The following is a 26,048-nucleotide window of genomic DNA, read 5'->3' as shown; positions in this document are numbered from 1 at the left end:
GACCCAAACCCTACCTAGACTCTGACATGCCAGGAGGCAAGTGAGAGTCCATGACGGACCGGTGTTGTTGTCTCCTGGCGCCCTGATGCCAAGGAGAAAAAGCATGAGAATGGAAGTCAGTCGGCACGGCCCTTTCGGTTGTGCCTTGTTAAGCGTTCTGTTGAGTCCTTCTGCCAGCGCCGCCCCCACGTTGTCTCCCCAGATACCTTTCGATGTCACGGTGACCGAACCGGTTTCACTCTCCAGCCTGCAAGCCAATTTCGATGATTTGTCATGGCAGACCTTCATCGCTCTGAATTGGCCGGCCCTGGACAATGGCAACCCCAATACCGGCGTCACCATCGGAAAACAAGACGGGGCAACGGTTTGGGAAAGTTGGAAAGAGAGCTACCAGATTTTTCGTGCGAAAGGGCAGGCACCACTGCCTTGGAATGCGCCGGCGACCCTGCCTGAAGCGTGTAAGTCACTCAAGCCCGGCCGCCTGTTACAACAAATGGGCAAGGTGCCCGACGTGCTGGATGAATTTATCCAGCCCTTCGAGAGCGGTCCGCTGGTGGATCAGAACGGCGTGTATACGCGCAATGAAATCGTGGTCAACCAATCGATGTTCGACGGGATCGTAAACAACGGCCTGTACAGCATCGAAGGCCAGCAGCAGTTCTTCGCCGCGAACCCGAACAACACCGTTGCATTCAGCTGTGGTTCTACCAAGAGCCAGGAGGTCGGCGCGGTGATGGTGAAGGCGTCGTGGAAAGTGCTCGGTCCCAGCGACAAACGACAGGATTTCCATACGGTCGATGCCCTGGTCTACACGCCGGGCAATAGCGACCCGGGTAAAGGGCCGATCGTGGAGGAATCGTGCGTGTCCGAGCCGGTCGGGTTGGTGGGGTTGCACATGGTCCACAAAACCGCCAATGCGGCCCAATGGGTCTGGTCGACTTTCGAGCACGTAAAAAACGTCCCTGAAAAAACCACGCCCGTCGGACAGCGCACGGGCCCTTATCTGTTCTACAACGCCGATAGCCAGAGCGCCATCAATCAGCCTCCGCCACGGCCGTGGAACCCGGCGGTCAAGGCGACGCCTTCGCAAATCGTGCGGGAAGTGCCACTGACCGAGGCGACCAAGACGCTCAACGCCTCCTATCAAGCGCTGTTGCGTACGGCCAATCCACAAAGTGTCTGGGCGAACTATCAGCTGATCAGCACCCAGTGGCCTTCAGACCCGCCGAAGGATTGCCAGGTATCGGCCGCCAACCCGCTGGGTAGCCCAGCGCCGTCGTTCCTGGCCAACGCCACGCTGGAAACCTATATCCAGGGCACCGTTCCCCAGGCGTCCTCCAGCTGCATGGCGTGTCACGGCAATGCGGCGACCCATGTCACCGAATCGCCGCGCACCAGTTTTGCGGACTTCACCTATTTGCTCGAACGCGCGCAGTCCACCAGTGGGCAAGGAGCCAAGCAATGAGTACCGATCTGGACAATTTCGTAGGCCTGTCGTCGGCCCTGATCGGCATTTCGACGGATCGTCTGGCGCCGCAGATCGACCCGGTCGGTCTGCCGCCGATCTTTCTCGATTACGTGACTGCGCGCATTTCTTCTGACGTGCTCAACGCGTTGCTGACTCAGTACGCCACCCTGGCGGCCGACCATGTACCGCCCGACCAGATTGCCGAGCAAATACTGAAATTCAATATGCAGCCGACGATACCTGACACCGTGCTGGCCGCGCGTTCGATCATGAAACTCTGGTTGCTAGGCGTCTGGTACCAGCCTTTCGATACCTCGGATTTCAAGAAAGGCAGCTCGGAGGTGGTGTCCGACCAAGCCTACATCTACAGCTGGGCCTGGAAAATCGCCCAGGCTCATCCGATGGGCTACAGCGAATCGTTCTTCGGTTATTGGAACGGCACGCCGCCCAGTCTCAAGGATTTGACGGGAGTATCCGCCAACGGACAGCAAGGAGCGTCGTCATGAGTACCGAACAAGCAGAAGTGGTGATCGTTGGCGCCGGATTGGCCGGTAGCATCATTGCCTATCAATTGGGTATGGCGGGGGTGGAGGTGCTGGTGCTGGAGTCGGGGCCGGAAATTCCGGCCAACCGTTCGCAGTATCTGGAGCGCTTCTACACCTCGACGTTGAAAACCCCCGAGTCGCCCTATCCGCCGGTGACCAGCCTGGACCCTGCACGTGATCCTGCCACCCAGAATGCGCCGCGGGCCACTATCGCCGACCTGATCCTGGGCTGGAACCAGCCGAAGGTCAGCTATCTGGTGCAAAAGGGGCCACTGCCATTTACCAGCACCTATGAACGAGTAGGCGGCGGCACGACCTGGCATTGGGTCGGCACTTGCCTGCGTATGGTGCCGAACGATTTTCGCTTGAAATCCCTGTATCGCGTTGGTGTGGACTGGCCTATTGGCTATAACGATCTGCAAAGCGCCTACTGTCGCGCGGAGGCTGAGATTGGCGTGTCGGCCGACGTTGCCGACCAAGCCTACCTGGGCATGACCTTTCCCGAAGGCTATGCGTTCCCGATGCACAGTATTCCGTTGTCACTCGTCGATGGCAGCTTTGTCACCGCCGTCACGGGGCAGACGTTCGATAATTTGCCGCTGGTGGTCAGCCCGACGCCGGCCGGGCGCAACTCCCAACCTTATGCCGGTCGCCGGGTTTGCGCCGGCAATACCAACTGCACGCCGATCTGCCCGATCCAGGCCAAGTACGACGCCACTGTGACCATGAACAAGGCCCTGGCCACCGGCAAGGTTCGCGTGCTTTATCGAACCGTGGCCAGCAAAGTAACCGTTGGCCCCGACAGCAACATCAACGGTATCGAGTTCAAGCAATATCAACTGGGCGACGGCCCCGTCGTAGGAACCGGCGTGGCGCTCGGACAGCGCTATGTGATTGCCGCCCATGCAATCGAAACACCGAAACTGCTACTCAACTCCGCATCGACTGCTTGGCCCGCCGGCGTGGCCAACAGCAGCGGTCAGGTGGGCCGCAGCCTGGCTGACCATCCCATTTATCTGGCTTGGGGGCTGATGCCCGAGGGCAAGGCGATCTTTCCTTATCGGGGACCGCTATCGACGGCGGGCATCGAAAGCCTGCGCGACGGAGCCTTTCGCAGCGACCGCGCGGCCTGGCGTATCGAGATCGGCAATGAGGGCTGGAACTGGCCGGCCGGTGATCCCTACACCACCGTGGCCGACTTTATCGATGGGGTGAACAATGGCGGCGCCAACCCGGGTAATACGTTGGTGTCCGGAACGGCGCTGGTGAAGAAGCTCAACGACGTTTTTACCCGCCAGTTCCGGATCGGTTTCCTGGTTGAACAGGTTGAGGATCATCCCGATCAGGCTGACAGCTACATCGTGCCTTCGGCCGAATACAAGGATCGGCTCGGCATTCCACGGCCGGAAATCCATTACGACCTGTCGGAATACACCAAGAAAGGTTTCCAACAGGCGAAGGTGCTCGCCAGCCATATCATCAAGGACTTGCTTGGGGCGCAGGAATTGACGCAACCCATTGGACCTGGACTCTTCGATTATGAGGGGGTGCGCTACAGTTTCCAGGGTGCCGGTCACCTGATGGGGACCTACCGCATGGGCGACGACAAGACCAAATCGGTAGTGGATAAACACCAGCGCAGTTGGGACCACAAGAACCTGTTCCTGGTGGGCGATGGCGTCTTCCCAAGTACCGGTACCTCGAACCCGAGTCTGACAATCGCCGCGCTGTCGTTCCAGGCCGGGGATACGTTGGCCAATGACCTGCGGGCGGTGACGATGCAGGTTCAATCCAACAAGGCCTGGCAGGGCACCGGTGTGCAGCTCAACGCCCAGGTTCCGCGTGTGGTTCGCTATGTCAGCGGCCAGTGGTGCGCCAGCAAAGAGGGTGGGATGGTGGATGGAAACGGTGGCTCGCGGCACATCACCTATTCCAGCTATACGTTGCCCGGCGCGGCTGAAGGTGCGTTGATCGGCCGGGTGGGCGACGGCGGGACGCCGTTTCTGATTGGTGATCTGGCGCAGCTACCCGTGAATCAACAGGGGGAGCTGCAACTGTGCATCAACGATGACTTGACGAGACAGCATGGCGCCGGCCTGACCGACAATGTTGGCGCGCTGACGATTCGGGTCGAGTTCGGTTCGCTGTAACTTGAGCGGTGAAACCTAGCTCCTGTGGGAGCGAGCTCGCTCCCACAGTGACGGGTATTTCACACCGTCGAACGTTGGTTGCGCAGGGCCACCGGACCTGCGTGCTCCTCAATGGCCTGCTTCAGATCGTTTCTGAGTCCCAGCAAAAAACCCGCCTCGACCACCACAAACAACGGCCCGACGATCAACCCGGTCAGGTCATCGACGAACGCCGGTTTGCGCCCTTCGTAGTAATGACCGACGAACTGAATCACCCAGCCCACCACGAACATGCCCAGGCCGCTGCCTAGCCACACCGTTGTGCTTTGCGCGGCGAGTACCTGGCCCAGCCAGATGGCTAGGCCCAGCAGCACCGTCATCAACACACCCAGGCGCAACTCCAGGCGCAGATAGAACCAGGCACTCGCCATCGCCACCAGCAGCGCCGGGGAAACCAGGACCGCGCCAACCGGCCATCCGGGCCGGGACAACAGCACCGCGACGGCGATGAAGATCAGCGGAATCCCGATGAAATGACTGACGATGTTACGCGGGTCGCGGTGGTAGGCCGCGTATTGACTGAGGTGATCGACGAGGCTTTTCATTGTTGTTCCTCCTGAGGTGATGCCTGCATGATGAACAGGTTTCACCAGGCGCTCTGTCAGCTAGCCGACACTTGTCCCGGAGTTTGCATGAATACCCATCCCTGGCACTCGCATTTGATGGTCGGTCACTGGTACAGCCATCTGCCTGCTGAGTTACAGCATAGCCTGCTGGACATGTCGCGAGTGCGTCGCCTGCCGCCCGGCCAGCGGCTGTTCCAGCGCGGCGATGCACCGTGCGGCCTGTACGCGGTGCTCGAAGGCGCGGTGCGTATCGGCGCGGTCAGCGAGCAGGGCAAGGAAGCGCTGCTGAGCGTGGTGGAGGCGCCGCATTGGTTCGGTGAAATCTGCCTGTTCGATGGACAACCCCGGACCCATGATGCGGTGGGCGTCGGCCAATGCACATTGCTGCATTTGCCACAGGCTGCGCTGTTGGCTTTTCTTGAAGCACAACCCGTTTATTGGCGTCATCTTGCCTTGTTGATGAGCCACAAACTGCGCCTGACCTTCATCAACCTCGAGCACCTGAGCCTGATGCCCGCCCCGGCCCGCGTGGCCCACCGCTTGCTGATGATCGCCGAAGGCTACGGCGAAATCGAACCGGCGCGCCGGGTCTTGCCACTGCCCCAGGAGCAACTGGCGATGATGCTTTCCCTGTCGCGCCAGACCACCAACCAGATCCTCAAGGATTTGCAGGGGCAGGGCATTGTTCACCTCAGTTATGGTGAGATCGAAATCCTCGACATCGAACGGTTGCGAGCCCTGACCACAATCTGAAACCGACCTGGACCCTGTGGGAGCGAGCTTGCTCGCGAAGACGTCAGGTCAGTCGACATCGATAGTGACTGATACACCGCCATCGCGAGCAAGCTCGCTCCCACAGGGGCTTGGTGTTGTCGCAGCTATTGCGGTCACACCGCTTCCCATGTGGGAGCGAGCTTGCTCGCGATAGGCCCCGTCCCGGCGCTGAAAACATTCAGCGCAACCCATCCCGAAACTGTCCCGGCGTCATGCCTGTCCAACGCTTGAACGCGCGGCTGAAGCTGCTGGTGTCGGCAAAGCCGAGCAGGTAACTGACCTCACTCAGCGAGCACTGCGGATCGCGCAGATGCAGCAGCGCCAGATTCTCCCGGCATTCGTTGAGCAGCGCATCGAAGCGGCAGCCTTCGTCGGCCAGGTGTCGCTGCAGGCTGCGCAGGCTCAGATGCATGGTTTGGGCGATGCGTTCGGCGCTGGGTTCGCCTTCGGGCAGCTGGGCTTCGATGGCGGCGCGGACCTTGCGTTCCCAGGTCAGCGGCTGAAGCTGGGCGAGGGTGCGCTTGAGCACGGTTTCGTTGTGTTCGGCCAGCTCCGGGTTCGCGTCGTCCAGGTGGCTGTCGAAATCCAGGAGGTTGAATTCCAGGCAATCCTGGCCGGCGTCGAAATGCACCGGTGCGCGAAAAACCTTGTGCCATGGGCTCGGGTCCAGCGGTTCCGGGCGGCGCAGATAGACTGCCAGCGGTGCGTAGTCGCGACCCAGCCGGTTGCGGCAGGTGCGCACGTAGATCGCGGCAAACGCGTCGATGGCCTCGAAGGCGGGAGCGGGGCGTCCCGCCGGTACATCGAGGCTGAAGCGATAACGGTCTTCGCCGCGGCTCAGCTGCAAGGTCAGCGCATCGCTGACCACCGGGTGATACCGCACGATCCGCTCGAACACTTCACGCAAGCTGCCGCTGGCCACCAGGGCGTAGCCCAGTGCATGGAACGTGGTGGGGCTGACGAAGCGCGACACCCGCAAGCCGATCGCCGGATCGCCGCTGGCCTGCACCGCCAGCGTCCACAGGCGCGTGGTGGCCGAGAGCGGGTAGCGGGCGTTCGGGTCGTCCATCAACACGGGGTCCAGGCCCGCCTTCACGCACAGGGCTTGGCTGTCCAGGCCCAGTGCATCGAGCTGTTTGCGCAGGGCGCGGGTCCAGCTGGCGAGGGAAGTGGGTTCGGTCATGACAATTGGCGCTTGCGGTCAACAGGTTGGCGTTTACGGCTACCACCCGATGGGACAACGCCCGGCAGGATGAGCACATCGTTAACAGAGGATGTAAGCCATGCACGGCACTTGCGCAAGCCCCGAGCGATTGAATGCACAACAGCGAGCCGCCCACATTCGCCAGGTTGTCCTGGGCCGAGGTGAGGAATTGCGTCGGCGCTACCCGATCCTGCAGCACCAGGACGCGCTGGGCGCAGGCATCCTGGCGTTCGCCCTGGCCGGGATGATCGGCTCGGCGCTGCTCTACATCAACGGTCACCTGGCCGGTTGGGCTTGCCTGCTGCTCAACGCGTTTTTCGCCTCGCTGACCCACGAGTTGGAACATGACCTGATCCACAGCATGTACTTCCGCAAGCAACGCATGCCCCATAACGTGATGATGGGTCTGGTGTGGCTGGCGCGGCCCAGCACCATCAACCCATGGATCCGCCGTCATCTGCACCTCAACCACCACAAAGTATCCGGCAGCGAAGCGGACCTGGAAGAGCGGGCGATTACCAACGGTGAGCCGTGGGGATTGGCGCGTTTGCTGATGGTGGGTGACAACGTGATGTCGGCGTTCATCCGCCTCCTGCGAGCCAAGACCTGGGCGCACAAGCGCAGCATCCTCAAGCGTACGCTGAAGGTGTACTTCCCACTGGCACTGCTGCATTGGGGCGCCTGGTACGTGTTCCTTGGTTTTCATGGGGCCAACGCTGTGGCCGGGCTACTGGGCGCTTCCATCGACTGGTCGGCCAATACCCTGGCGACGATGCACATCATCGACATCGCCGCCGTGGTGATCATCGGCCCGAATGTGCTGCGCACCTTTTGCCTGCATTTCATCAGTTCGAACATGCATTACTACGGCGACATCGAGCCGGGCAATGTCATCCAGCAGACCCAAGTGTTGAACCCCTGGTGGCTGTGGCCGTTGCAGGCGTTCTGCTTCAACTTCGGCAGCAGCCATGGCATTCATCATTTCGTGGTGAAGGAGCCGTTCTACATCCGGCAGATGACGGCGCCGGTGGCTCATGAGGTGATGCGGGAGATGGGCGTGCGGTTCAACGATTTCGGCACGTTCGGACGGGCGAATCGGTTTGCGGGTGAGGAAGGCGTTGTGAGGGAAGAGGCGAAGGCGGTTCAGGCCTGATCGCTCCTTTCATGAGCGAAGGTAAACCCGTGGCGAGGGAGCTTGCTCCCGCTGGGCTGCGTAGCAGCCCCAAAATCAGGGCCGCTATGCGACCCAGCGGGAGCAAGCTCCCTCGCCACGGGGAATGAATCAAGTCTGAAAGCAAGTCAGAACTGATAACTCACAGTAGCCGCCACATTGCGCTCTTCGCCCATGTAGCAGAAGTTCAGGCTGGCGCACGAGGCGACGTAGGTTTCGTTGGTCAGGTTGTTCGCGTTCAGGCGCACGTCCACGCCCTTCAAGCCGACCTTGCCCAGGTCGTACCCCACCGACGCATCGAACAACGTGTAGGACGGCACCTTCATGGTGTTCTCCGCATCGACCCAACTGTAGCCGACATAACGCACGCCGCCGCCCAGTCGCAAGCCATCGAGCGTGCCGCTGTCGAACTTGTAGTCCGCCCACACCGAGGCCATGTGGCGCGGGGCCTGGGTCGGTGAGTTGCCTTTGTTTTCGATGATGTTGGTCGGGGTGCTCAGAGTGCTGACCATCGACTTCGAATATTCGATGTCGGTGAAGGTGTAGCTGCCCAGCACTTTGAACTGCTCGGTCAACTGTACGTGCGCTTCCAGTTCCAGCCCTTGGGAACGAACGGCGCCGACGGCGCGATAGAAATTTTCCTGGGGCAGCTTGGTCGCGAGGTTTTCTTGATCGATGCGGAACAGCGAGGCGGTGTACAGATCATCGGTGCCTGGCGGTTGGTACTTCAAGCCCAATTCCCACTGCTTGCCGTCGGTGGGCGCCAGTGGATTGCCAGCGCTGTCGGCGTAGGAGTTGGGGTTGAACGACTCCGAGTAGCTGATGTACGGGGCCAGGCCGTTGTCGAACAGGTACAGCGCTCCGACGCGGCCGGTGAGCTTGGTGCGCTTGTCATTGATCTCGGTGCCTTCAGGGCGACCAGCTTCGGCGATGCGGTTTTCATCCGAAGTTTCGACCCAGTCCTGGCGCAGGCCCAGGGAGAAGCGCCACTTGTCCATTTCGATCAGGTCTTGCAGATAGACACCGGTTTGCTCCAGGCGTCGCACGTAGCTGGTCGCGCTGACGTTGGTGATCGCCGAGTTTCCGTAGACCGGGTCGAAGGCGTTGATCGGGGCGAGGCTGCCGCTGGTCCAGTCGACCACGGTCTTGCGCCGCTGGTAGTCCGCGCCCATCAGCACGGTGTGCTTGGTCGCGCCGGTGAAAAATTCGGCCTGCAGCATGTTGTCGACGATGAACGAATGCAGCTTTTCATCGGCGCCGGTGTAGTAACGGTTCAACTCGTTGCTGGTGGGGCTGGTCCAGCCGAAGGCATAGACCTGATTGTTGGTGACGTCGGAGTCCAGGTACCGGAAGTTTTGCCGGGCGGTGAAGACATCGTTGAAACGGTGTTCGAATTGATAACCGAACGACTGCTGATCACGTTCGTAAACGTCGACGCCGGGCTCGCCTTCGAAGAAATTTTCCGAGATCCGCCGACCGTTGCGCGGGTGCAGTGCGCCGTCGGCCGGTACGCCGCCATGGTAGCCGCCGTCGGGTTCGTGCTGCAGGTAGGCTTGCAGGGTCAGCGAGGTGTCCTCGGTGAAGTCGATGCTGAGGGTGGGCGCCAGGGTGAAGCGCTTTTCTTTGTTGTGATCGAACTGGGTATCGGAGGTGTCCGCCAGGCCGATCAGGCGATAGGCGATGCGTTTTTCATCGTCCACCGGCCCGCTGAAGTCGAAGCCCACGCCGCGCTGGCCCTGGGTGCCGACGGTGGCCTGGACCTGGTGGTAGGCCTCATAAAGCGGTTTTTTGCTGGTGAGCGCCACCAGGCCGCCCGGAGAACTGCGGCCATACAGCACCGACGACGGGCCCTTGAGGATGTCGACGCGCTCGAGAAAGTACGGGTCGACCTGCATGGAACTGTAGGTGCCGCTGTCGCCCATGGACTTGAGGCCGTCGAGGTAGATGTTATCCACCGAGCCGTCGTTGAAGCCGCGCATGGCCACGTAATCGTAGCGATGGGTCGCACCGTAGGGGTTGGTCAGCACGCCGGGGGTGTAGCGCATCGCCTGGGATACGGTCTGCGCGCCCTGGTCGTCCATTTGCTCGCGCGTCACCACCGATACGCTTTGTGAAGTCTCTCGCAGGGCGGTACTGGTCTTGGTCGCGACTTGGCTGTGGGTGGCGTTGTAGCCCGCCATGCTGCCCAAGGCGTTACCCAGGGCGAAGCCCTTGACGTCAGTGGTCGGCAGCGCCAGTGCACTGTCCCCGGCCTGGGCCTGCAATACGTAGCCGCTGCCTTCCTGGCCGACCGCAATCAGCCCCGAACCGCTGAGCAACTGGTCCAAGGCCTGGTCCGCCGAGTAGTCACCTTTGAGCCCTGGCGACTGGCGGCCAGCGGTTTGCTCGGGGGTGCTCGCCAGGGTAATCCCGGCCTGGCGCGCGAACTGATTCAGCACCTCGTTCAACGGGCCTGCCGCGATGTTGTAGCTCTGACGGCTGGCCGTGACGCCGTCCTGCGCGGCGACAGCGAGCATCGGCACGGCGCTGACGCCCAGCGCGGTGCTCAGCAGTGCGGCGTGGACGGCTTGGCGCAAAGGGCTGGTTTGCGAGGAACAGCCGAAGGAGGTCTTGAGGGTTACGCGCTCAGTCATTTTGGGTTTCCGTTGGAGTCGCTGAAGGCAGATAAGCGTTGCTTACTGTCCTAGCCGGACGCCCTCGCAAAACCCGCCAAAAAAAATCAGGCCGCACGTTCCACCGTGACCCACCAGCGGGTTCGATAATGCAGCTGCACGGGCAGCGTGCGGGGGAGCACGGCGAGCATTTTGTCGATGTCATCCAGGCGGAAGACTCCGGACAAGCGCAGGTCCGCGGCCGAGGCGGCGCATCTCAGACAGCCCCGGCGGTAGCGGCCGACCTCGTTGAGGAAGTCTTCCAGGCGCATGTTGCGCGTCACGATCAAGCCGTCCGCCCAGGCGCCGGCGTCCATGTCCAGGGGCGGCGCCAGGGTCGCTGTCGATGAACTGACGAGGTAGCTTTGCCCTGCCTCCACGTGGATCGGCGCGCCCTCGCTGTTGCGATGTGAGCGAATGGCGACCCGGCCGCTGGTGACGCTCAGGCGCGTGCAGCCGCTGTCCTGGCGCACGACGAAGCGCCCTTCCAGTCCTTCGAACAGACCCTCGCGGCTTTTCACCAGCAGCGGGCGTCCTGGGTCTCGGCCACAGGTGACCATGATTTCGCCGCGGGTCAACGTGATCAGACGCTGGCTGGCGGTATAGTCGAGGTCGGCGGCGCTGCGGGTGTTGAGTTCAAGTCGTGTACCGTCCGGCAATTGGAAACCGCGTCGTTCGCCCGTGGCAGTGGCGAAGTCGGCACGCCACGGCTGCCAGCCTAGGTCCTTGCCCAGCCATGCGGCGGCGCCCACCACGGCGACGCCGGACAACAATTTCAGGGCCTGGCGTCGACCGAGGCGCTGGGCGCTGGCCTCCAGGGTGTCGAGGGCAATATGAGCACTGGGCACGGCGCGCAGGTTGGAGGTGAGTTCGCTGTGCAGCGATTGCACCCGTTGCCAAGCCAATTCGTGATCGTGATGGGCGATGCGCCAGGCGTCGCACTGTTGGCGAAGGATCGGATTGGCGGCATGGTTGCGCAGGCGCAGCAGCCAATGGATCGCTTGCTTGACCACCAGTTGCGAAGGACCTCGACCGCGCGATGGCGGGTCGATCGGCTCAATCTTCATAGCGCAGCACGTAGCAGTGATACAGCGCATCGGCGACGTACCGCTCCACCGACCGAAGCGAGATGCCCATTTGCTCGGCGATCTGCTTGTGGGTCATGCCGTCACACTGTGCAAGCAGGAACGCCCTGCGTACTTTCGGCTTGAGGCCGTCGAGCATGCGGGAAATGCCCTCCAGCAGTTCGAGGATCAGGGCTTGGGCTTCGGCACTTGGGATCTGGGCCTGCGGCAGATGCGCGATGGTTTCGAGGTAGGCGCGTTCGATTTCTTCCCGGCGCCAGTGATCGATCACCAAGCCCTGCGCGATGGTGCGCAGGAAGGCGCGCGGTGCCGTGAGTTCCAGGCGTTCGGTGCGTTGCAGCAGGCGCACGAAGGTGTCCTGGGCCAGGTCAGCCGCATCGGCGGCGTTGCCCAGTCGGTGGCGCAGCCATGTGTGGAGCCAGCCGTGATGGCTGCAATAAAGCGCCTGTACTGCTAACTGGGGGGAGGACATGAGCGCAATAGCCTGATATCACAAATGATAATAGGTCGCATTGTCATAAGCGTTCATCAAATTTGCAACCACCGTTCGACGCAGGCTGTGTGATGTTGGCAATCATCTCGTCGGACAATTGAACAAGGGCCTAATCTTTTCCACGGGTTGGCCGACAGAAGGGTATGCGTGCACCAAAATGGAGCGGATCCAATCTCCAGCTCTTGCGGCTACATGGAACTGCCAACCGGAATGCACCCCCATCCCCTGCATAAGAAGTCCCTCCATGAATCTTAAGTTCAGCCACAAAATCCTCTTGGCCGCCTCAGGTGTGGTGGTGTTGGCTTTTGCCCTGTTCACGCTCTACAACGATTACCTGCAACGCAATACCATCGGTCGCAGCCTGGAATCCTCCATCGAGCAATCCGGTGACCTGACGGCCAGCAGCATCCAGAACTGGATGAGCGGGCGGGTGCTGGTGTTGGAAAACCTGGCTCAGAACATTGCGCACCAAGGGGCGGGCGCCGATTTGCCAGGGCTCGTGGACCAGCCGGCGTTGACCTCGAACTTCCAGTTCACCTACGTGGGCCAGAACACCGGCGTGTTCACTCAGCGACCTGACGCGAAGATGCCCGACGGTTACGACCCGCGTCAGCGCCCTTGGTACAAACAGGCCGTGGCCGCCGATAAAACCATGCTGACCCCACCCTACGCGGCGGCAGTGGGCGGCCTGGTGGTGACCATTGCCCTGCCGGTCAAGCACAACGGTGAATTGTTGGGCGTGGTGGGCGGTGACCTGAGCCTGGAAACCCTCGTGAAAATCATCAACTCCGTGGACTTTGGCGGGATCGGTCATGCGTTTTTGGTCAGCGGCGACGGCCAGGTCATCGTCAGCCCAGACAAAGACCAGGTAATGAAAAACCTCAAGGACATCTACCCCGGCACCTCTGTGCGCATCGGCAAGGGCATCCAGGAAGTCGAGCTGAACGGGGAGGACCGCATCCTTTCGTTCACCCCGGTGGCAGGTTTGCCGGGCGCCGAGTGGTATATCGGCCTGTCGATCGACAAGGCCAAGGCCTACGCACCGCTGAGCCATTTCCGTACGTCTGCGTTGATTGCGATGTTCATTGCAGTGGCTGCGATTGCGTTGCTGCTGAGTCTGCTCATCCAGGTGTTGATGCGCCCGCTCACCACCATGGGCCGCGCCATGCAGGACATCGCCCAGGGTGAAGGCGACCTGACCCGGCGCCTCGTGGTGCAGGGCAAGGACGAATTCGCGGTATTGGGAGGGTCGTTCAACCAGTTCGTGGAACGTATCCACGCGTCGATCGCCGAAGTGTCTTCCGCCACGCGTCAGGTGCATGACCTGTCGCAACGGGTGATGACGTCTTCCAACGCCTCCCTGGTTGGATCGGATGAGCAGAGCGCGCGCACCAATAGCGTGGCCGCCGCGATCAATCAGTTGGGCGCCGCGACCCAGGAAATCGCCCGTAACGCCGCCGATGCCTCGCAACACGCCAGTGGCGCCAGCGAGCAAGCGGACGATGGTCGTCAGGTGGTGGAAAAAACCATCCAGGCGATGACCGAGCTGTCACAGAAAATCAGCCTGTCGTGCACCCAGATCGAAACCCTGAACGCCAGCACCGACAACATCGGGCACATCCTGGATGTGATCAAGGGCATCTCCCAGCAAACCAACTTGCTAGCCTTGAACGCCGCCATCGAAGCGGCCCGTGCCGGTGAAGCCGGACGTGGTTTTGCGGTGGTGGCCGATGAAGTGCGCAACCTGGCGCATCGCACCCAGGAGTCGGCTGAAGAGATTCACAAGATGATCACCTCGCTGCAAGTCGGCTCCCGTGAAGCGGTGACCACGATGAACGCGAGCCAGGCTTCCAGCGAGGAGAGCGTGGAAGTGGCGAACCAGGCCGGCTTGCGCTTGGTCAGCGTGACCCAGCGCATCGGCGAGATCGACGGCATGAACCAATCCGTGGCCGCCGCGACCGAGCAACAGACAGCCGTGGTGGAGACCCTCAACATGGACGTCACGCACATCAATACGTTGAACCAGCAAAGCGTCGCCAACCTCAACGAAACCCTGAAGGATTGCGATGCCTTGTCGCAGCAGGCCAATCGATTGAAGCAACTGGTGGACAGCTTCAAGATCTGACGGACCCGATCCCCCGTGGCGAGGGAGCTTGCTCCCGCTGGCCTGCGCAGCAGGCCCCTGCAAGCCTGCAGGCGGACCGCGTTGGCTGGCTTTACGCCTGCTGCGCAGCCGAGCGGGAGCAAGCTCCCTCGCCACGGGTGTGGGTTGTCTGGGCTGATGCCATCGCGAGCAGGCTCGCTCCCACAGGGTTTTTTGGTCAGGCGAACATCTTCACCACATTTCCCATCGCCTCATCGGCGAACCCTTGCAGGAAATCCCTGAACCCTTCCCGTGTGTGCGCCTCGGTGTGGTCGGCGATGATGGTCCAGGTGGCGCGGCAGCGGCTGTCTCCCAGGGGCTCGACGCGCATCGCCGCCCAGAGGTTGTCGATGCCGAGGGTGTTGTAGATCAGCGTCCAGGTCATGTGCATGCCCTGGTCATCGCGGCTGTTGAGTTGCTCCACCACTAGGTTTTGTCCGTCGCGGAAGAATTTCTTGCGCAGCGAACGCACGCCGTCGCCAGTCATTTCGATGTATTCAAGGGCTGGAATAAAGCGGTTGAACCCGCCGAAGTCGCCCACCACTTCCCAGACGCGCGCGGCGTCGGCGGGCACTTGCACCGAGGTTTCGACATGGCAGGCTTGAGGGTTCTTGATCAGGGTGTCGGGTTGAAAAGCACTCATGGTCTTGCTCCTTGCGTGGGGTTGGGTTGCTTCAGATGAAATCGATGGCCTTGAGGTAATCAGCACCGCGGCGCAGCAGGGCCGGGGACTTTTCCGGGTAACGGGTGCCCATCTGCCTCACGCCGGACCGGGCGTTGTCATGGCGGATCAGAGAGATGTCGCCGATGTCTTCTTCGAAGCCGTTGAGGTAGAAACCCAGCACGCCGAACAGCGCGTTGTCGGTATCGACCCGCGCCAGCTGCTGTTGCCAGTCCGCGACACTGACCAGCGCGAATTCCCGGCCACTGTCGCGGAACGACGCCACATAGGCGTCCCAGCTCAAGGGTTCGGGGTTGTGCAGGTTGAACACGGCCTGGTTGGGTTGGTAACGGCTGGCGTGGAAGGCGATGAAACGTGCCAGGAAGTCCACCGGCATCAGGTCGAAATTGAGCGACAGATCCGGCACCTGGCCGAGCTGGATCGATCCCTTGAGCATCAGCATCAAGCGGTTCTTGTGGGGCTGGCAGACCCCGGTCTGGCTGTTGAAGCTGATGTTGCCGGGACGGAACAGATTGACCCGGACGCCAAGGTCCCGGGCCCGTTGCAGAATCCGCTCGCCGACCCATTTGGACAGGTTGTAGCCATTCTTGATGTAGATCGGCGGTGTCCTTGCTGCTGGCTGCTCCAGCACCTGCCCATTAGCGTCCAGGGTGCTGGAGGCCGACAGCGTCGAGACGAAGTTGAAGATTTTCTTGCTGCGCCCTTCGCACAGCCGCAGGCATTCGAAGATGGGCTCGACGTTGTCCCGCGCCAGGGACTCGTAGTCGAGCACATGATTGACATGGGCGGCGTTGTGCACCAACGCGCCGAACGTGCTGTCGATCCGCTGGTAGGTGTCGTCCGGCAAGCCCAGTTGTGGCTGGGTGATGTCGGCGGCGTAGACGCTGACACGGCTCAGGTCCAGATGCTCCAGGCGATTTTCCCGCAGGGCCTGGGCGAACCGCTGGGCCGCGCTTTGCCCGCCGGATTCACGCACCAGGCACGCCACTTCCGTGGCCCCCCACGCCAGCAACGCTTCGACGATATGCACGCCGAGAAAACTGTTGGCGCCGGTCACGACCACTTTATGCACATCACCGCTCTGGCTGATGGGCAGTGGAGCGAGGTTGAGTTCGGCTTCGGCGTCGATGAAAGCCTGGGGGCTCAGCGAGGATGCATCGCTCTGGTCGGGGGCATCGAGCAACTTCGCCAAGGTGATCAGCGTCGGTGCTTCGATGAAGCGGTTGATCGACAGGCTGCGACCGAACGTCTGCCTGAGACTCAACAGCAGCTGCGAAAGCAGGATCGAATGCCCGCCAAGGTTGAAAAAACTCTCGTCGATGGCGATGTCCTCGGCTGGCAACTGCAGCAGCTCGGCCCATAGCTGTCGGAGCTGGGTTTGCAATGCATTTTGTGGCTGACGCCCTTGAGCTCCTGCCTGGACCGATCCCGCCGACGCCAGCAATGCCCGGCGATCGACCTTGCCGTTGCTGGTGTAAGGCAGGCTGGGCAGCTCTACATAGGCCGCCGGGTGCATGTAGCTCGGCAGCGAATCCTGCACATGCTGGCGCAAGGCGTTGAGGGCCGCGCCGGGTCGATCGTCCACGGGGTTCGCCAGGAACGCCAGGATCCGCCGGCGCTCGTCGACCCCCACCGCCACCTGGCGAAACACTTGGCTGTCGCGCAGGCAATGCTCGATCTCCTCGGGCTCGACCCGAAAGCCGCGGATCTTGACCTGGTTGTCGCGGCGGCCGCACAGCTCGATCCCGTCGTCGGTCCACTGGCCGATATCCCCCGTGCGATAGACCCGCAGCGCTTGCTCGTTGGGCAGCGTCAGGTCGAGATAACGGCTGCTGGTCAGCACTGGATCGTTCAGGTACCCCAGGCCGACTCCAGGCCCTGCGATGTACAGCTCGCCGGGTGTGCCCTGGGGCACCGGTTGCAGGTGTTCGTCGAGGATGAGCACGCGGGCATTGCCGATGGGTATACCGAGGTTGCGGTTGTTATCGCCCACGGCGAATTGCCGCGTGGTGGCCAATACCGTGGTTTCCGTCGGGCCGTAGATATTGTGGAACCGGCACTGCGGCGCCAGTCGCTCGATCACGTACGGCTCGCAGACGTCCCCGCCAGTGATCAGGTGCGCCAGCCCCAATGACGCCTCCAGCGGCATGACGCTCAACAGCGCGGGCGGCAGGAAGGCATGGCTGACGCGCTGTTCACGCATCAACGACTCCAGTCGCTGCGGGTCGCGGCGCTGATCCTCGCTGGGCACCACCAGCAGTCCGCCTTGGATGAAGGTCGGCAAGATGTCCAGCAACGATGCGTCGAAGTTGATGGTGGAAAACTGCAACGCTCGGCTGTCGCGCCGCAGCTCGACATGATCTGCGTACCAGGCGCAGAAATGGCTGAGGTTGCGGTGGCTGAGCAGGACCCCCTTGGGCTGGCCGGTGGTGCCGGAGGTGTAGATCGCCACGGCTGGTTCGTCGGCATCCACCACGCGGCGAATCGTCGAGGCCGGGAAGCCAGGCTTGGACGAAGACAGCCGATGGACATTCAGCATCGGCGTCGGGCTATCGCCCAGGTCGCTGTCGCCATCGTGCAATAAGAGATCGGCCTTGGCGTTGTCGAGGATGAATCGCCGGCGTTGCGCCGGGTGTTGCGGGTCCAGCGGCAGGTACACCGCCCCGCACCCCAGCACCGCAAGGATTGCCGCGTACAGCTGCGCGGATTTGGGCAGGCACACGGCAATCACCCGTGGATGATCGGTTGCTCTTCCCAGGCTTGCCGTTATGGCCTCCTGCAACCGCAACACCCAATTGCGCAAGGTCCTGTAGTCGATGAGCTGACCCTCGACCCACAGGGCAGGCTGCGATGCGTCGTCGAGCATGCGCTGCTCGATGCTGTGCATGACAGGCATTTTTGCAGCCGCCAGCAGCCAAGGTACGGCGGGCCGGTTAAGGCAGTGTTTGAAGGCCAGCGGCTCCAACGCATCGAGCCCATGCTCGGGTTGGTCGATGGGCTCGTGCGGGGCCGTCGGCCATTGATCGAAACCGTGCTCATCGCGTGACAGATGACTGACCAGCCGTGCGCCGTGCTCGACGATTGCGGTTATTGCCTGCTGGCGCAGCGACTGGCCGTTGCCGTCGCTCGGCGTGGTGATCACTTCGTGGACCAGCAGTCGCTGCGCTGCGTCACGGAAAAACACCACCGGCCGCGGCAATGCCTGGCCGGGCGCTTCCTGGAATGCCACGCGCAGCCGGAGCTGAACACCAGCCTCGATGGCCCCTGGCGCCGTACCATCGTCGATCAACAGGTCGATCGCGCCGTCGCCGTCCGGTGATTGTGGACCCACGACGGCGTGGCCGTGTCGTTCAAGTTCCCGGGCCAGTTCGGCCAGGGCCTGGCTGTGGCCAGACATTGCGATTTCGAGGCGTCTCATCGGAAGGTCCTCATGGGGTCAGGTAGTCGGCCAGGGCATCGCGCACGCAGGCTGACGCCAGCATCGAGCTGCCGCGGAAGAACCGCGTGATGTTGCCCACCAACGGGTGAAAACGGTTGATGGGATAAGCCAGCGCCCGGGCGTCTTCGCGCAGCGACTGGCGTGCCGATTCGTCGATCGGCAAATGGTTGATCAGCTCGAAATCGAACGCCTGCTGCAGGTCGCTCGCCAGGTAATCGGCGATGAAACCGGGCATCAGCCGCGCAATCATCTCGCGGTCCTCTTCGGGCGCGGCGCGCCAGTAAATCTGTACCAGCCGCGTCCAGAAACCGGAGTGGCGTCCCTCATCCTGTAGGTGATCGGCCATGAGCCCCTTGATCGAGGCCTTGACCGAGTCGTCCCGCGCAAAGGCTGCCACTTCGTTGGTCACGGTGTTTTCGGCGATGGCGATGCAGACCAACTCCACGGCGCTGAGCAGATGCTCCGGTGTTCGCGCCAGCGTGGCCGGAATGGCACGGCTGAGCTCGATCTGCTGGGGCAACGGGATCGGTGCGATGCCGGTCATGTCGATGGTTTGCTGCATGAAGTCCATCGCCACCAGCGCGTGGTAATCCTCGTCCACCACCACGGTCATCGCGTCATAGCGACAGGCGAACGGAAACTCGATGCCAAAGCGGTTCTTGGCGATGCGCCGGGCGGTGTGATCCACCAGCTCGGTCTCGAAAATCACCACGTCGTTGATGAACTTGTAGAGACTCTGCACCAGGACAAAATCACGCAATTGCGGGCAATGGGTCAGGAAGGTCTGGCTGTGCACCATGGGTTGGCGGCTCATGGGAAAGATCAGCTTGTCGTCATCCTCGACCCGGCGCCGTGGCCGGGTACGGATCGTCGCGCGGCTTTCCCAGGCGTCGGCGAATGATTGGTATTGGATGGCGTTCATGGCGTCACCTGCGCAACCGGCTGGGTCATGCTCAGGCGCAGGCCATCCCACAAGGCTGCGCGGCTGTGGACGGCAGCGAGGGCAGCGGCGAGGACCTCGCGCTCGCGCTGCGGGTCGCCATCGATCAGCCGCGCCAGCAATTTTTCCGCCGCCGGGCCGTGGTCTTCGGAATCCACCTCGATATGGCGTTGCAGGTAATAACGAAACGTCGGTGCCTGATCCAGGCCAATACCCCAGGCGTCCAGCATCCGCTGGAACATCTGCGGAATGACGCTTTCGCGACCATGCACGAACGCGGCGGCCACGCTGTGGGCCGGGGCGTGCAGGGCGGTGTGCAGGGTCTGGCGCACGAAGCGCGCGGCGGCCGGTTCTACCTCGACGCTGTCCAGCGCGGTTTCGGGGCTGACGCCTTCTTGCTGCAGGGCGATGAATTGTTCAATCGCCTGGGTGTCCGCGCCTACCTCGCGCATGGCGTCCAGATACAGTTCGAAATGGCTGCAATAACCGGCACCGGGACGGTCGTCGGATTCTTCTCCCAGGACGATTTCGTTGATCAGACGCGCGGCATGGGGGTCGGCGGGTGGCAGCCACGGCAGTTGGATGCAGGTCAGTTCCCTTTGCAGCCGCTTGGTCAGGGACATGAAGTCCCACACGGCGAAAACGTGGCTTTCCATAAAACGGCGCAACAGATCGATTGATGTTATTTCGGAAAAAACCGGGTGTTCACCAAGTTCGTGTTTTTTCAGAGATAGTTGTTCTTTGGTTGGCTGCATTGGAACGTCCTCATCAATATTGTTTGTCCGGAAAGTTGCTCGCCTGTTTTGTCGGGGCGAGCGAGTGCGCGAACCGGAATCCATGTTCACTTGGAACTTTTAACTGATACCTGCTTGTGGCTGTGTGGCTTGCTACAGGCGCATCCCATGGTGCCTGTGGGCGTCGAAAGCAACTCGACGAGTAAAAAATTAGTACAAGTTTCAAACGCTTCGCAAGTTATTTTTTTAATATTTAAAGTGGCGTTTTTATTGGGCGCGAAGAGGGTGGTTAAAACTTTGTTTATAAGTTTTATTGGCGCGAAGTTGCTCCTTCCGATTTATAGCGATCAGAATCGAATGGTTCGAGTGAATGCCTCACTCGGAGCACTTCAGGGACAAAGGAAAGTAAGAAGTTGATGTTTTATGGGCGGGAACCCGGTCGGACCTCCAGGTCATCCCCGCCAGTTGGGCGGCGCTCCTTGCGTGATGGCTTCGATTCGCCTGGCTATTGCCGGACGCTGACTTCTTCAGGTCTGTTTTCGAACCGATAAACGCAAGAGTGAGCCCAAATCGACGGCAGTTCCATTGAACTGATGCAGCGACGCATCGCGGCCACGGTCAAGCCGCGCCCTGCTGGCAATCTCGGGTATAGGAAGGATGTGTAAGAAAGTGCTACGCCGGCCAGGTGGCCGGCGCTGGGGATGGGGCTGCGGTCCGGCTATTGCTTCAGGTACAGGCGCATGGTGGCCGAGGCTTTCTCGAGGTGCTCTTCAAGCAGATGAACCGCTTGGTCGATGTCTTTGGCTACCGCCGCGGCGAGTATCGCGCGATGGTCACACTGGGTGAGCTCACCCAAACCCATGGTCGAAAGGTGAAAGCGCAGGAAACGTTCTTCTTCATTGAGCTCATGTTCAATCAGGTCCAACAGCTTGGCGTTGGGCGCCTTATGGTAAAGCGACATGTGGAATAGACGGTTGAGCTTGGCGATCTGCGCATAATCAACTTGGCCTTCCAATTGCTCGATGTATTCGGCGGCCATGGCCAGGTCATTGTCGTCTAGCAGGGGAATGGACAAGCGCAGGGCGAAGGCTTCGAGGACCGACCGCAAGGCGTAGGTTTCGACTGCATTGCTGGTAATCAGCGGGGCTACCACCGCGCCCTTGTGCTGGACCACGTTGAGCAATGACTGCGCTTCGAGCTGGCGCAACGCTTCGCGTACCGGCATGCGGCTGACACCGAACAGGTCTGCCAATTCCTGCTGGCGCAACGCTGTGCCGCTTGGCAGTCGCCCGTCGAGAATGGCTTCGCGCAAAGCGCTTTCAATGATTGCGCGGGCCTGGGCAGCGGGGATGGGCCCGTTGACCTGAATAGTGCTGAGTGGTTTGGGCTTCTGTGTCACGACAACACCTGACTGTAGTCACAATGATTGGATCCAAGGCAACATTAGTTACAGAATGCCCAGCCGTCAAAATCTCGCGGCCTCGGTTCCTGAACTAAAGTTTAGACTGCTTGCGGTGATTGCAACCTGCCATTGTTTTTTGCCGGTCCAGGCTGCACCATCCAACGAATTTTTCCAACGGCCCTTTTCGGACGTATTCCCTTGGCTGCACCTTCCCCGGTCCTCAGGTCCTTGCGCTGGCTGTGTTCGGCATTTTTGCTGGCAGGCCTGATGCTGGGCGGCCTGCGAGCCGACTGGGACTTTGCGCAGATAAGCCGGCGGGCGCAAGCGTTATATGGACCGCTGGGCGACGGGCAGCAGCGGATCGACGCGTGGCAGCAGTTGCTGGCAACCCAGAAGCAGATTCCTGAGCTTGCACAGCTCAAGGTGGTGAACCTGTTCTTCAACAAACAGGTGCGCTACGTGGAAGACCTCGATTTGTGGCGTGAGACCGATTATTGGGAAACCCCGATCCAGGCCCTGTGGAAGGGCGCGGGCGATTGCGAGGACTACGCCATCGCCAAGTATTTCAGCCTGCGCCATCTAGGGGTTTCCAGTGACAAGCTGCGCATCACCTACGTCAAGGCGTTGCGGCAGAACCGCGCGCACATGGTGCTGACGTATTACGCCACCCCCGATGCCATGCCACTGGTACTCGATAGCCTGATCGACGGCATCCAGCCGGCCAGCCAGCGAACCGACTTGCTGCCGGTCTACTCTTTCAATGCCGAAGGGCTGTGGCTGTCAGGCAAGGGCAACAAGAAAGTGGGCGACACCAAGCGCCTGTCCCGGTGGCAGGATGTGTTGAAGAAAATGCAGGCCGAAGGTTTCCCGGTCGAGACGACTAACTAGGAGCACGCGCTCAGATGTCTTTGTTCAAACAGCTGTTGATCGCTATCTGTCTGTTCCTGGTGGTTGCCTTCAGCGGCAGCTTCATGGTCAGCCTGGAGAGTTCGCGGACCCAGTACGTCAATCAGCTGCGTTCCCATGCCCAGGACGCGGCCACGGCGCTGGCGCTGTCGTTGACGCCGAACATCGACGACCCGGCGATGGTCGAGCTGATGGTCAGTTCGATCTTCGACAGCGGCTACTACGCCAGCATCCGCGTGTTCGACGTGACAAACGACAAGACCCTGGCCGAGCGCACCGGCACCCCGGATGCCGGCAATGTGCCGCAGTGGTTTATCAAGCTCATCGGCCTTGAGCCGGCCGGCGGCGATGCGATTGTCAGCCGCGGTTGGGAACAGGCGGCGCGGGTCGAAGTGGTCAGCCACCCGATGTTCGCCCTCGCCAAGCTGTGGCAGAGCGCGCTGGGCAGTCTGGGCTGGTTGTTGCTGTGCGGCGCCGTGAGCGCGGTGCTGGGAGCCTTGCTGCTGCGTCGCCAGCTCAAGCCGCTGGACTACATGGTTCACCAGTCCCACGCCATCGCCCGACGTGAGTTTTTGAGCCTGCCGGAGCTGCCGCGCACACCTGAATTGCGGCGTGTGGTCCAGGCGATGAACCAGATGGTCGAGAAGCTCAAGGCGCTGTTCCAGGAACAGGCCGAGCGCAGTGAAAAACTGCGGGTGGAGTCCTATCAGGACAACCTCACGGGGCTGGCCAATCGACGGTATTTCGAGATGCAGTTGCATGCGCGGGTGAGCAACCCGGAACAGGCCAGTTCCGGTTATCTGCTGTTGTTGCGGGTCAAGGACCTCGCCGGTCTGAACCAGCGGCTGGGCGGGCAGCGCACCGATCAATTGCTCAAAGCCGTGGGCGAGCAGTTGTCGCGTGAGTGCGTTCGCTACCCGGAAACCCATAACCTGGTGACGCGGATTCGCGGTGGGGAGTTCGCGGTGCTGGCACCCGGGCTGGTGCGCGAGGAGGCGCTGCAGCTGGCGCAGAATCTGGAAGGCGCGTTGGCGAGTTTGCACGCCACCGGCGCGACCGACGTGGCATCGGTGGCGTCCATCGGGCTCGCTCCGTTCGTTCATGGCGACTCGCCGCAGGCAGTGCTCCAGCTTGGCGACCAGGCACTGGCCCAGGCCGAAAGCCAGGGCGAACCGGGCTGGGCCTGCCTGGAGCATAGCGCGTCCGCCAGCGTGGGCGATGATCACCACGCCTGGCACCAACTGCTCGATCAGGCCCTGGGCAATCAACGCTTCGAACTGTACTTCCAGCCGGTGGTGGCGGCTCAGGACACCCAGGTCGTGCTGCACTACAAAGTGCTGTCGCGGCTGCTTGACGACCAAGGCCAGACCATCCCCGCCGGACGCTTCCTGCCTTGGCTGGAGCGCTTCGGCTGGACCGCGCGCCTGGACCGCTTGATGCTCGAACAGGTGCTCAAGCAGATGGCCGGGCACGAACAATCCCTGGCGCTCAACCTGTCCTCCGCGACCCTGGCCGATCCTCAGGCGTTGAACAAGGTCTTTGAAATCCTGCGGGCTCACTCCAACCTTGGGCCGCGCCTGACCTTGGAGATTGGTGAAGAGCAACTGCCCGAGCAAGCGGTGTTGGAGCAGTTGACCCGGCAGTTGCGCGAGCTTGGCTTTTCCTTGAGCCTGCAGCGCTTTGGTGGGCGGTTCAGCATGATTGGCAACCTGTCGCGGCTGGGGTTGGCCTATCTGAAGATTGACGGTAGCTACATTCGTGCGATCGACCAGGAAAGTGACAAGCGTTTGTTCATCGAGGCCATCCAGCGTGCTGCTCACAGTATCGACCTGCCGTTGATTGCTGAACGGGTGGAGACGGAAGGGGAGTTGGCGGTGATTCGTGAGATGGGGTTGTTTGGGGTGCAGGGGCAGTTGGTGGGTGAGCCTAAGCGTTGGGGGTGAGGATTGCTTGGTGAGGCGGGATATGCCCTTGTGAATGCGTACATATCCATTTCTTCGGTAACGGCTACTTAGGGTTCCGCCCTTACGGCGGCTTACTTTTTTTCAGACGCCAAAAAAAGTAAGCAAAAAAGGCTTGGCCCCACCACTCGGTGCCTCGCCTAGGCTCGGCATGCCCTCACTCCGGCATTGCTCCGTGGGCCCGCCGCGAAGGGCCATCCATGGCCCAACGCGGCTATCCCGGCATCCATGCCGGGATACCCTCTACGCAATGCCTGCGTTCGGCCATCGTGGTTAACGGGGCCTGGCAGATCAAAAGCAAAAGCAAAGCAAAAGCAAAGCAAAGCGAAAGCGAAAGCGAGGCGGCGGTATGGCCGACCTGGTTCTCCTGGTCGTACTCCAATTGTGGGAGCGAGCCTGCTCGCGAAGGCGGAGGGTCAGTTTCCGCTGATGTTGAATGTGCTGGCCTCATCGCGAGCAAGCTCGCTCCCACAGGTTTTTGGGTTGTGTGTAAGGTTGTGAACACCTGCAAACCCATGTGGGAACGAGCCTGATCGCGATAGCGGAGGTTCATCTAAATAAGTGCCGAGATGCTCCTGCTCTTGCTTTGGATCTTGATCTTGATCTTGATCTGGAAGGGCCCGTTAACCACGATGGCCGAACGCAGGCATTGCGCAGTGGGTACCTCGGCATGGATGCCGAGGTAGCCGCGCTGGGCCATGGATGGCCCTTCGCGGCGGCCCACGGAGCAATGCCGGAGTGAGGGCACACCGAGCCTAGGCGAGGTGCCGAGTGGTGGGGCGGAGCGTTTTTGGTTACTTTTTTGGCGTCTGAAAAAAGTAACCCGCTGTAAAAGCGGAACCGCCAGCAGCCTTTACCGCAGCAACGGATATGCCCCGATAGCGGCTAGTCTGAGTTTGTCATCGAAAAAACGGTGACACTGGCGGCAAGCCGGTTAAAAGACGACGCGCAAGCGCTTTATGGCGGTTGTGGGTCGCGCCGGAGGAGCGGGCGATGGATCGGCTTGAAGTGCAAGCGCCAGCCTGACAGCCCCGTAATAAACCGAAGACCGCTATCGCGAGCAGGCTCGTTCCCACACTGGATCTGTGTCGAGCCGGACTATAAAGGGTCGCCACTGATCTACCGTGGGAGCGAGCCTGCTCGCGATAGCGTCAGCCCAGACACCAAAAAATTCGTGGCGAGGGAGCTTGCTCCCGCTCGGCTGCGCAGCAGTCGTAAAACCTGCCAACACGGTTTCGCATATAGACGGGCTGGGGCATGCTTCGCAGGCCAACGGGAGCAAGCGCCCTCGCCACAGGTTCGGTGTGCTGCAGGCAATGGCGCCAGGCTAGATCAACCCCTTCTCATCGTCATCGATCAACCGACTCAACCCACCCAGCGCTTCACGGGCCTGGTTGCGGTCCATCAGCTTGGCCTGGGCCGCTGGTGGCAGGTCGGTGACGCGGATGACGCCTTTGCTGGTCAGCACCTGGATCAAGTCATCGAGTACCCGGATCATCTCCAGGTCGCTTTGCTTGAGTTGCTTGAGGCTGTTTTCTACCGCCTGGTTGGCGAACCAGTCCTGGATCTCATGGTTGTCGGCCGGCAAGGTCTCGGTGGCCTCGGCGTAAGCGGTGGCTTCCACGCGCACCAGCAGGCCTTGTGCATCGCGTTGCACATAAAACATCGGGCATCCCTCATGTATGAAGCGGCGTC

19 protein-coding genes are annotated in these 26,048 nt (G+C 61.3%); 8 read left to right on the top strand and 11 right to left on the bottom strand.

Going from position 1 to position 26,048, the window contains the following annotated elements; all coding sequences use genetic code 11:
• Positions 1-103: 103 nt before the first annotated feature.
• From M1D68_RS24520 to M1D68_RS24510, 3 genes are read left to right on the top strand one after another with little or no spacing between them, the layout of a single operon-like run.
• Positions 104-1,465, top strand: coding sequence for a cytochrome C (locus tag M1D68_RS24520; protein ID WP_457968709.1), 1,362 nt, complete (start codon positions 104-106; stop codon positions 1,463-1,465).
• A complete protein-coding gene (locus M1D68_RS24515; protein ID WP_457968707.1) occupies positions 1,462-1,974 on the top strand; it encodes a sorbitol dehydrogenase in 513 nt (170 codons plus the stop codon). The genes M1D68_RS24520 and M1D68_RS24515 overlap by 4 nt, the downstream gene beginning before the upstream one ends.
• Positions 1,971-4,163, top strand: coding sequence for a GMC oxidoreductase (locus tag M1D68_RS24510; RefSeq protein WP_434649364.1), 2,193 nt, complete (start codon positions 1,971-1,973; stop codon positions 4,161-4,163). The genes M1D68_RS24515 and M1D68_RS24510 overlap by 4 nt, the downstream gene beginning before the upstream one ends.
• Before the next feature lie 59 nt (positions 4,164-4,222).
• Here M1D68_RS24510 and M1D68_RS24505 read toward each other — a convergent pair whose 3' ends face one another.
• The gene (locus M1D68_RS24505) at positions 4,223-4,747 is read right to left on the bottom strand and encodes an Mpo1 family 2-hydroxy fatty acid dioxygenase (protein ID WP_457968705.1); all 525 of its coding nucleotides are present in this window, start codon (positions 4,745-4,747) and stop codon (positions 4,223-4,225) included.
• Positions 4,748-4,834: 87 nt separating this feature from the next.
• Between M1D68_RS24505 and M1D68_RS24500 the strand changes: the two genes are divergently transcribed.
• Positions 4,835-5,521 carry a Crp/Fnr family transcriptional regulator gene (locus M1D68_RS24500; protein ID WP_434561318.1) on the top strand — a complete coding sequence of 229 codons (687 nt, stop codon included), beginning with the start codon at positions 4,835-4,837 and terminating at the stop codon, positions 5,519-5,521.
• Positions 5,522-5,720: 199 nt separating this feature from the next.
• Here M1D68_RS24500 and M1D68_RS24495 read toward each other — a convergent pair whose 3' ends face one another.
• Complete coding sequence (locus M1D68_RS24495; protein WP_434561316.1) at positions 5,721-6,725, bottom strand: AraC family transcriptional regulator; 1,005 nt, start codon at positions 6,723-6,725, stop codon at positions 5,721-5,723.
• 100 nt (positions 6,726-6,825) lie between these two features.
• On the opposite strand from M1D68_RS24495, the gene M1D68_RS24490 reads away from it, so the two are divergent.
• Entirely contained in the window at positions 6,826-7,899 is a 1,074-nt protein-coding gene (locus M1D68_RS24490) for a fatty acid desaturase (RefSeq protein ID WP_457968703.1), read from the top strand.
• A 146-nt stretch (positions 7,900-8,045) separates the two neighbouring features.
• Here the strand turns inward: M1D68_RS24490 and M1D68_RS24485 are convergent, their stop codons facing one another.
• The 3 genes from M1D68_RS24485 to M1D68_RS24475 form a co-directional block, all read right to left on the bottom strand.
• Entirely contained in the window at positions 8,046-10,550 is a 2,505-nt protein-coding gene (locus M1D68_RS24485; protein ID WP_457968701.1) for a TonB-dependent siderophore receptor, read from the bottom strand.
• Positions 10,551-10,636: 86 nt separating this feature from the next.
• The gene (locus M1D68_RS24480) at positions 10,637-11,635 is read right to left on the bottom strand and encodes a FecR domain-containing protein (RefSeq protein ID WP_434675696.1); all 999 of its coding nucleotides are present in this window, start codon (positions 11,633-11,635) and stop codon (positions 10,637-10,639) included.
• Entirely contained in the window at positions 11,625-12,125 is a 501-nt protein-coding gene (locus tag M1D68_RS24475; RefSeq protein WP_420767769.1) for a sigma-70 family RNA polymerase sigma factor, read from the bottom strand. Before M1D68_RS24475 ends, M1D68_RS24480 begins: the two co-directional genes overlap by 11 nt.
• A 265-nt stretch (positions 12,126-12,390) precedes the next feature.
• Between M1D68_RS24475 and M1D68_RS24470 the strand changes: the two genes are divergently transcribed.
• Entirely contained in the window at positions 12,391-14,271 is a 1,881-nt protein-coding gene (locus M1D68_RS24470; protein ID WP_457968699.1) for a methyl-accepting chemotaxis protein, read from the top strand.
• Positions 14,272-14,467: 196 nt separating this feature from the next.
• Here M1D68_RS24470 and M1D68_RS24465 read toward each other — a convergent pair whose 3' ends face one another.
• The 5 genes from M1D68_RS24465 to M1D68_RS24445 form a co-directional block, all read right to left on the bottom strand.
• The gene (locus M1D68_RS24465; RefSeq protein WP_457968697.1) at positions 14,468-14,932 is read right to left on the bottom strand and encodes an SRPBCC family protein; all 465 of its coding nucleotides are present in this window, start codon (positions 14,930-14,932) and stop codon (positions 14,468-14,470) included.
• Between the two features lie 31 nt (positions 14,933-14,963).
• Positions 14,964-18,389 carry an amino acid adenylation domain-containing protein gene (locus tag M1D68_RS24460; protein WP_457968695.1) on the bottom strand — a complete coding sequence of 1,142 codons (3,426 nt, stop codon included), beginning with the start codon at positions 18,387-18,389 and terminating at the stop codon, positions 14,964-14,966.
• A 10-nt stretch (positions 18,390-18,399) separates the two neighbouring features.
• A complete protein-coding gene (locus M1D68_RS24455) occupies positions 18,400-19,332 on the bottom strand; it encodes a diiron oxygenase (protein ID WP_434608441.1) in 933 nt (310 codons plus the stop codon).
• Entirely contained in the window at positions 19,329-20,105 is a 777-nt protein-coding gene (locus M1D68_RS24450) for a DUF3050 domain-containing protein (RefSeq protein WP_420767774.1), read from the bottom strand. The genes M1D68_RS24455 and M1D68_RS24450 overlap by 4 nt, the downstream gene beginning before the upstream one ends.
• A gap of 697 nt (positions 20,106-20,802) precedes the next feature.
• Positions 20,803-21,483: a GntR family transcriptional regulator gene (locus M1D68_RS24445; protein WP_434561302.1), complete on the bottom strand. Its 681-nt coding sequence runs from the start codon at positions 21,481-21,483 to the stop codon at positions 20,803-20,805.
• 270 nt (positions 21,484-21,753) lie between these two features.
• Here M1D68_RS24445 and lapG point away from each other — a divergent pair, with 270 nt between their 5' ends.
• Positions 21,754-22,374, top strand: a complete 621-nt coding sequence (gene lapG / locus M1D68_RS24440) for a cysteine protease LapG (RefSeq protein ID WP_420767780.1) — start codon at positions 21,754-21,756, stop codon at positions 22,372-22,374.
• A 14-nt stretch (positions 22,375-22,388) separates the two neighbouring features.
• On the top strand, positions 22,389-24,335 hold the full coding sequence (lapD, locus tag M1D68_RS24435) for a cyclic di-GMP receptor LapD (protein WP_457968693.1): 1,947 nt from the start codon (positions 22,389-22,391) through the stop codon (positions 24,333-24,335).
• 1,345 nt (positions 24,336-25,680) lie between these two features.
• On the opposite strand, the gene M1D68_RS24430 is transcribed toward lapD, so the two are convergent.
• A complete protein-coding gene (locus tag M1D68_RS24430; protein ID WP_014335964.1) occupies positions 25,681-26,019 on the bottom strand; it encodes a hypothetical protein in 339 nt (112 codons plus the stop codon).
• Positions 26,020-26,048 lie beyond the last annotated feature (29 nt).

The organism is Pseudomonas sp. R4-84, from assembly GCF_054130985.1.
Note: the sequence above shows the minus strand (reverse complement) of the source record. Positions and strands in the feature narration are given on the sequence as shown.

Bases quoted from the DNA above. Each gene is read 5' to 3' on its own strand.
- M1D68_RS24480 (WP_434675696.1), bottom strand. From the start codon at position 11,635: ATGAAGATTGAGCCGATCGACCCGCCATCGCGCGGTCGAGGTCCTTCG.
- M1D68_RS24500 (WP_434561318.1), top strand. From the start codon at position 4,835: ATGAATACCCATCCCTGGCACTCGCATTTGATGGTCGGTCACTGGTAC.
- M1D68_RS24450 (WP_420767774.1), bottom strand. From the start codon at position 20,105: ATGCAGCCAACCAAAGAACAACTATCTCTGAAAAAACACGAACTTGGT.
- M1D68_RS24490 (WP_457968703.1), top strand. From the start codon at position 6,826: ATGCACGGCACTTGCGCAAGCCCCGAGCGATTGAATGCACAACAGCGA.
- M1D68_RS24465 (WP_457968697.1), bottom strand. From the start codon at position 14,932: ATGAGTGCTTTTCAACCCGACACCCTGATCAAGAACCCTCAAGCCTGC.
- M1D68_RS24455 (WP_434608441.1), bottom strand. From the start codon at position 19,332: ATGAACGCCATCCAATACCAATCATTCGCCGACGCCTGGGAAAGCCGC.
- M1D68_RS24520 (WP_457968709.1), top strand. From the start codon at position 104: ATGAGAATGGAAGTCAGTCGGCACGGCCCTTTCGGTTGTGCCTTGTTA.
- M1D68_RS24515 (WP_457968707.1), top strand. From the start codon at position 1,462: ATGAGTACCGATCTGGACAATTTCGTAGGCCTGTCGTCGGCCCTGATC.
- M1D68_RS24485 (WP_457968701.1), bottom strand. From the start codon at position 10,550: ATGACTGAGCGCGTAACCCTCAAGACCTCCTTCGGCTGTTCCTCGCAA.
- M1D68_RS24510 (WP_434649364.1), top strand. From the start codon at position 1,971: ATGAGTACCGAACAAGCAGAAGTGGTGATCGTTGGCGCCGGATTGGCC.
- lapG (WP_420767780.1), top strand. From the start codon at position 21,754: ATGCTGGGCGGCCTGCGAGCCGACTGGGACTTTGCGCAGATAAGCCGG.
- M1D68_RS24495 (WP_434561316.1), bottom strand. From the start codon at position 6,725: ATGACCGAACCCACTTCCCTCGCCAGCTGGACCCGCGCCCTGCGCAAA.
- M1D68_RS24475 (WP_420767769.1), bottom strand. From the start codon at position 12,125: ATGTCCTCCCCCCAGTTAGCAGTACAGGCGCTTTATTGCAGCCATCAC.
- M1D68_RS24430 (WP_014335964.1), bottom strand. From the start codon at position 26,019: ATGTTTTATGTGCAACGCGATGCACAAGGCCTGCTGGTGCGCGTGGAA.
- M1D68_RS24470 (WP_457968699.1), top strand. From the start codon at position 12,391: ATGAATCTTAAGTTCAGCCACAAAATCCTCTTGGCCGCCTCAGGTGTG.
- M1D68_RS24505 (WP_457968705.1), bottom strand. From the start codon at position 4,747: ATGAAAAGCCTCGTCGATCACCTCAGTCAATACGCGGCCTACCACCGC.
- M1D68_RS24460 (WP_457968695.1), bottom strand. From the start codon at position 18,389: ATGAGACGCCTCGAAATCGCAATGTCTGGCCACAGCCAGGCCCTGGCC.
- lapD (WP_457968693.1), top strand. From the start codon at position 22,389: ATGTCTTTGTTCAAACAGCTGTTGATCGCTATCTGTCTGTTCCTGGTG.